The sequence below is a fragment of the Paramaledivibacter caminithermalis DSM 15212 genome (genome assembly GCF_900142245.1).
GTDB lineage: Bacteria > Bacillota > Clostridia > Peptostreptococcales > Caminicellaceae > Paramaledivibacter > Paramaledivibacter caminithermalis.
This window is the reverse complement of the sequence record NZ_FRAG01000028.1, coordinates 41086-47204: the sequence shown is the minus strand read 5'-3', so window position 1 is coordinate 47204 and position 6119 is coordinate 41086. Positions and strand designations below refer to the sequence as shown.

The 6119-nt window shown below is 27.3% G+C and carries 6 protein-coding genes; 5 read left to right on the top strand and 1 reads right to left on the bottom strand.

The genetic code is table 11. From position 1 onward, the window contains the following. Positions 1-472: 472 nt before the first annotated feature. The 4 genes from BUB36_RS11550 to BUB36_RS11540 all read left to right on the top strand — a co-directional run bounded on the left by BUB36_RS11550 (position 473) and on the right by BUB36_RS11540 (position 3883). Positions 473-1180, top strand: a complete 708-nt coding sequence (locus BUB36_RS11550) for a Mur ligase family protein (protein WP_073150193.1) — start codon at positions 473-475, stop codon at positions 1178-1180. A gap of 230 nt (positions 1181-1410) precedes the next feature. Then, entirely contained in the window at positions 1411-2049 is a 639-nt protein-coding gene (locus BUB36_RS11545; protein WP_330390493.1) for a single-stranded DNA-binding protein, read from the top strand. A gap of 283 nt (positions 2050-2332) precedes the next feature. Next, complete coding sequence (locus BUB36_RS19720; protein ID WP_165613078.1) at positions 2333-2476, top strand: hypothetical protein; 144 nt, start codon at positions 2333-2335, stop codon at positions 2474-2476. 474 nt (positions 2477-2950) lie between these two features. Next, a complete protein-coding gene (locus tag BUB36_RS11540; RefSeq protein ID WP_073150187.1) occupies positions 2951-3883 on the top strand; it encodes a 1-phosphofructokinase family hexose kinase in 933 nt (310 codons plus the stop codon). Between the two features lie 184 nt (positions 3884-4067). On the opposite strand, the gene BUB36_RS11535 is transcribed toward BUB36_RS11540, so the two are convergent. Further along, complete coding sequence (locus BUB36_RS11535; RefSeq protein ID WP_242655791.1) at positions 4068-5276, bottom strand: CD0519/CD1768 family membrane protein; 1209 nt, start codon at positions 5274-5276, stop codon at positions 4068-4070. Between the two features lie 254 nt (positions 5277-5530). Here BUB36_RS11535 and hpt point away from each other — a divergent pair, with 254 nt between their 5' ends. After that, positions 5531-6061 (top strand): hypoxanthine phosphoribosyltransferase, encoded by a 531-nt coding sequence (hpt, locus tag BUB36_RS11530; protein WP_084111985.1) that lies wholly within the window; start codon positions 5531-5533, stop codon positions 6059-6061. Positions 6062-6119 lie beyond the last annotated feature (58 nt).

Below are 6119 nucleotides of genomic sequence, written 5' to 3'. Positions count from 1 at the left end.
AAAAACACATGTCCATGACATCAATTTTCATGATGATTATTGCAGTGGGGTTTTATGGCATAGGATTTGCATATTTCTGTAATAAAGCTTTTAATGGAAAAGAAAATAGACAATAACTCAGTAGCAATGATTGCTTTGATAAGTATGGAATTTTACGTTCCATACTTTTTTTATGTATAAAAACGTAAATGTTTTTAGCAAAAAATTGTAGAATTAAGATAAAGTCAATATAGATGTTTTTCATACATAAATATATTAGAATGGAGAAGTATAATTATACCTAGATTTTTTATAGGAGCTTTAAGGAGATGTAAGATGATTTGATTCAATATCTAATATATTATGTATGAGTTGTAAATTTAAATGCTTAAAAGCTTATATTTTAAATATCAAGAAGATATTAATAACATGCTAGAGGTATAAATTGCTAATGGAAAATCTGGGTTATATCATCAAAGGAGGAGATTAGAAGATGAAAAGAGCAAAATTTGTTGGTGTAATTAAAAATAATGATAATACAATAATTAGTGATTTATTATTTTCAATGTTTAAAAACAATGGATTTCAAGTGGGTTTGATGAATAATAAAACTATTAGAATAAATGAAAATTGTAAAAAAATAAAGATAAATGATAATAAAGGAATTGAAGAATTGTTATTAAATTTTCAAAACCTAGATTATATAATACTTGACAACTTGCATGAAGAATATTTATATAAATTAATAGAGAAATTCGAAATTGATGCTTTAATAGATGATAGTTTTATAGAAAATTACGAAATAGATAAAAATGTTGAAGTGAAAAAAATAATGTTTAATAATTTAAAGAGAAATGGAATTAGCATCATTAATTCTGATAATAAGTCATTAAACAAATACTTTAAAACTTTGAAGGATAAAATTGTAGTAACCTATGGATTAAATTCTAAGTCAACAATAACAGCATCAAGCTTAGATATTGATGAAAAAATATCGTTTAATTGCTGTATACAAAGGGGAATAACAACTTCTAATGGTAATGAAATTGAACAAATGGAGTTTCCTATAAAAGTTAGATCATATGATACCTTTAAGGTATCGGATTTTCTAGCTGTTATAGGATTATTTCTCATATATGAAGTATCAATTGAAATAATTCAAGATACAATATATAAGTTTGATGTAAAAATGTTTGTATAAAGGAATACGATATATTATTGACATTGAAATCCTTTAAAGTCTAAAAAAATAATATAGATTAGTTCTATTAAGAAAAGCTAATTTTTTAAATATATTTTCTAATCTTTTGTTCTATTTTATTAAAAAGAAGAATAATATATTTGTAGATTGGCTATGGGTTATTTTAAAATAACTCTACAACACAAGAATCAAAGAAATTTAAGGAGCGTAAGGGGGCTAGAAATTTGAGAGTGTTTGAAAATAATTCAGCTATTGTTATTGGGATACCATGTTCAGATCTAGAATTTAGCCATGAGGTATATGGTGAAGGTTTTTATGTTTTTAAACTAAGAATACCAAGATTAAGCAATTATGAAGATGTTTTACCTATAACTATTTCTGAAAGGCTAATATCAAATTTGAATTTTCAAAATCAGAAAGTTTTTAAAGTGGAAGGGCAATTGAGGTCTTATAATAAAGTTGTGAATGGAAGCAATAGGCTTATATTAACAATATTTGCTCGAGATATAAGTGAGGAGGATAAAAATAATATTACAAATCCAAATCAGATATTCTTAGATGGATATATATGTAAACAGCCAATTTATAGGACTACGCCATTTGGAAGAGAGATTACAGATATGCTTATAGCAGTAAATAGACCCTATAGGAAATCCGACTATATTCCTTGTATTGCATGGGGAAGGAATGCAAGATATTCTCAAAACATGAAAATAGGAGATCGTATAAAGATTTGGGGTAGAATACAAAGTAGAGAATATCAGAAAAGAATAAATGAAGAAAAGATACTTAAAAAAATAGCCTATGAAGTTTCTATATCAAAGATGAAGGTAATTCCTGAGGAAAATAATAGGCTAGAAAATGAATGAAATAATAAAACTAAATATAGTGTAATACTAAATCATATTTTTCCTTATTAATTTTTGATATCTAGAGAAAATAAAGGAAAGGTATGATTTTATTTTTTAAAAGATTTACAAAATAAGAAAATAGGCCTAAACATAATTTCAAAGTTTGAATTTCCAACATAACAAATAAATACAATATAGTTATTCTGATTTCCTTGATGATTTGGTTTAGAAATAAACCCTTGAAAAAATAACTAAAAGGAGTAAAATAATAGTTAAAGCCCATAAAAATGGAGGAAAAAATATGTATTATAAATTCATTGGTGCTTTTATTCTTTTAATTATTTTAACGTCTATTCAATACTCTTTAAATAGAGTAATAGTTTTATTAAGAGAGATTAAAGAAATTCTTTATAGATTAGATAAAGATAATAAATCATCAAGTTAATTTTATAATTTCCTGGGCAATAGATTTTTAAACCTCTATTAAATAGAATATATGGGATTTAAATAGTAAAACTTAATTTATACATGTATAAATACCCAGTTTTTCTAGGCTTTTGAACATATATAAATTAAAGTTTTTACTTAAATTCATATATTAAGAGACAAAATTTGTAAAGATAATCCCTTTTATAGGTAAATAACATTGACATTTAAAATAAATTCAAAAGAAAATAATGAATGATTCTACATTTTTTATATAATCCAAACTTTACATTCCCTTTTCTATAATGTATAATACTACTTGTCTTTAAATCTTAGTATTCAATTATATATGTCTTTTTTATTTGAGACGTTTCATTATTTTTGAGATAAAACATGTTATAATATATATCAAATTACATATTTATTAACATTATGATATAAATATTAGGTAACCATTTACTAAAAATCAACATTTGTTAAAGAAGGGATAAACATGATTACTACTGTAACTTTAAATCCAGCAATTGATAGATCCTATATAATAGGAAATTTTCAACTAGACAATAAATATAGAATAAATGATGTAACTGTTACAGTGGGAGGAAAAGGGATAAATGTTGCTAAAACTGCGTCTATATTAGGACAGAAAATAAATGCCACTGGATTTCTAGGTGGACTTTCTGGTGAATATATAAAAAGAGAACTGGTGAAACTAGGAATTTCAACTTCCTTTGTAAATATCGATGGCGAGTCCCGAAATTTTACTGCAATTATTGATCCAGTTAATAAAACCGAAACTACTGTCAATGAGGTAGGGCCCTTTGTAACAAAGGTTGAACTAACTAGATTTATTAAGGAATATATAAAAATTTTAAAATATAGTAAAATTATCATTGCTTCTGGTAGCGTTCCTAAAGGTGTTCCTAAAACCATTTATAGAGATATGGTGAAAATAGCTAAAGATAATAATGTAATACCTATTATAGATGCATCGGGTAAATTTTTAGAAGAAGCAATAAAAGCAAAACCATATATGATAAAACCTAATATCAGTGAACTTAGAGATTTAGTCGGGTACGATTTAAAAAATGAATTCGAAATAGTTCATGAATCTAGATATATATGCAAACAAGGAGTAGAAATCGTAGTTATATCTTTAGGAAGTGAAGGAGCTATATTTGCTACTAAAGAAAGGGTTTTTAAAGCTAAAGCACCTGAAATCACCCCAGTAAATACAGTGGGTTCTGGTGATGCATTGGTAGCTGGTTATGCTACTGCATTGATTGAGAACTATACCTTTGAAGATGCAATTAAGTATGGGGTGGCTTGTGGAACAGCAAATGCCCTTGAAAAAGAAATTGGATATGTTGATAAGAAGAATGTGGAAAGATTATATAAAAATATTCAACTTTTAAGATTGGAATAAGAACGATTTGCTAGGTGTGGTTAAGTTTATAGAAGGTGGTAATTAACTTAACTAATACTTTTAAAATTTTACTAGTAATATTTTAAATTCATTCTCTGCTGTTTGAATTTACTTAAATTGAAATATTCAATTTTTATATAAAAAAATTTAAGTTTCTTAACAAAAAAAGCGCACAAGCGCTTTTTTAAAATATCAAAGTATAAAATAGATATAAATAGTGTGCAAATATACCGCCGCACAAACCACCTATTGTATGGCTAAATATAGCCTTATTAGCCAATTGTCTAACGCCAAGGGCATCCATCATACCTACATGAGTACTTAAGTAACCACTCCAACACATTCCCATTGCAGTGAATACTGCAATCTCATTTGAACCTATCAATCCATTGCTTAAAAATTCGGAAACTAAAGCTAAAGCTGCTCCTACTGAGCCTAGAGATGTAATAGGGAAAGCAATGGCTTCAGCATGTTTAAAACCAAATAAAGGCTTTAATATTGGTGAAAGATATTTACCTAGTTTAGGAAGAAGATTTACGCCTTCAAAGGCGACTCCTTTATAAACTGCTATTCCATTTTCAATACTACTTGGACCAAATGTAAGTATCATAACTATTGTACATATAAATAATACCCCTGGAATAATTGCCAGTCCCATTTCAACTCCGTTTTTTCCACCCTCTAATATGGCATCCAAGGCTCTTTCCAGTATATTACCAGAACGAATTTCTCGAAGCTTATTGTAATTTACATTTTCTTCTGAGTGTAAGGGTACAATATTATAGTCTACATTATAATATTTTTTTGTATACCTGAGCATAAATTTAACACTTACTATGCTTCCGAATATTGCGCCTAGGTTTCCTATTACAACGGGGATAATGAATTCAGTTCCTTTACCTTGACTAATCATAAATGTTGATAATATAAGTCCCATGCCAAAAGCAGTTCCAAGATTACATAATACAGGAATCTGATATTCCTTAAAATATTTGGTAAACCCCTTATCCTTTGATAAAGATATTATTGCAGGATTATCAGATAAATAAGTAGTTATAGCACCTATTGAGGCTGCACCAGGAAGACCATAGAGAGGTTTCATTATAGGTGAAATAATCATATTTATGAGTGCAATAAAACCAAATTCTGATAGAAGAGCGGAAAAGGAGCCAGCTAAAACTGCAATGGCCATAATTAAAAATACTGTGTTCAATAGTAATTCATGGGCTGTTTTCATTATTACATTAAACATCACTCCAATACCCATCTTTGAACTTAAATAACTAAAGGATAAAATCATAAGTGCTAAAAAAACAAAAGTTTCCTTTGAAACAGATTTTTTCATTGTAGGTGTTGAATCAGCTATTACGATTTTTTTGTTAACGTTTTCCATAAGCATACCACCTTCTATACATTTTTAGAAACCTTTATTAGTTTTAATTTTACAATGGGTATCTATAACTTTCAATTGATTACTGACAATTAAAAACTTAAAATATTGTAATACTTTTCAACTTTCAAAAAAAAATTAAAAAAATCTCTATTTATGTGACAATCTCAAAGGTTAATATTAATAACTTAATTGACAACTTAATTAATATTAATTAGAATAATAAAATATAACGTAAAAAATGGAGGTATTACATTATGGATATAGAAAAAAAGCGAAAAGAAATATTGTTTAGTAGAGAAGATATACAAAGAAAAGTTGAAGAACTAGGTAGACAAATAACAAAGGATTATCAAGGAAAGAAGTTGTTGGTTGTTTCTTTATTGAAGGGAAGTTTTATTTTTACAGCTGATTTAGTTAGAGAAATTAAAATACCTACTAAAATAGAATTTATGGCTACGTCAAGCTATGGACATTCTACAGAAAGTTCTGGGAAGGTACAGATTTTATATGATATAAAAGGAGATATAGAAGGATACGATATATTAATAGCCGATGATATTGCAGATACTGGCATTACTATGAAATATGTTATTAATTATTTAAAGTCTAAAAATCCAAAGAGTATTAAAAGTTGTGTTTTGCTAGACAAGCCCTCAAGAAGAAAGGTAGAACTAAAAGCAGATTATGTAGGATTTACTATACCCGATAAGTTTATTGTAGGTTATGGATTGAATTATGGAGATTACTATAGAAATGTCCCTTATGTTTTTTCATTTGTTGACTAAAGAAAAGAACTCACTCGAATTAGAGGTAGGAAATTAGAGGCAAGAGACTTAGGTCCCT

Coding starts and splice junctions, on each gene's coding strand:
- BUB36_RS19720 (WP_165613078.1), top strand. CDS start 2,333: ATGTATTATAAATTCATTGGTGCTTTTATTCTTTTAATTATTTTAACG.
- BUB36_RS11540 (WP_073150187.1), top strand. CDS start 2,951: ATGATTACTACTGTAACTTTAAATCCAGCAATTGATAGATCCTATATA.
- BUB36_RS11550 (WP_073150193.1), top strand. CDS start 473: ATGAAAAGAGCAAAATTTGTTGGTGTAATTAAAAATAATGATAATACA.
- hpt (WP_084111985.1), top strand. CDS start 5,531: ATGGATATAGAAAAAAAGCGAAAAGAAATATTGTTTAGTAGAGAAGAT.
- BUB36_RS11535 (WP_242655791.1), bottom strand. CDS start 5,276: ATGGAAAACGTTAACAAAAAAATCGTAATAGCTGATTCAACACCTACA.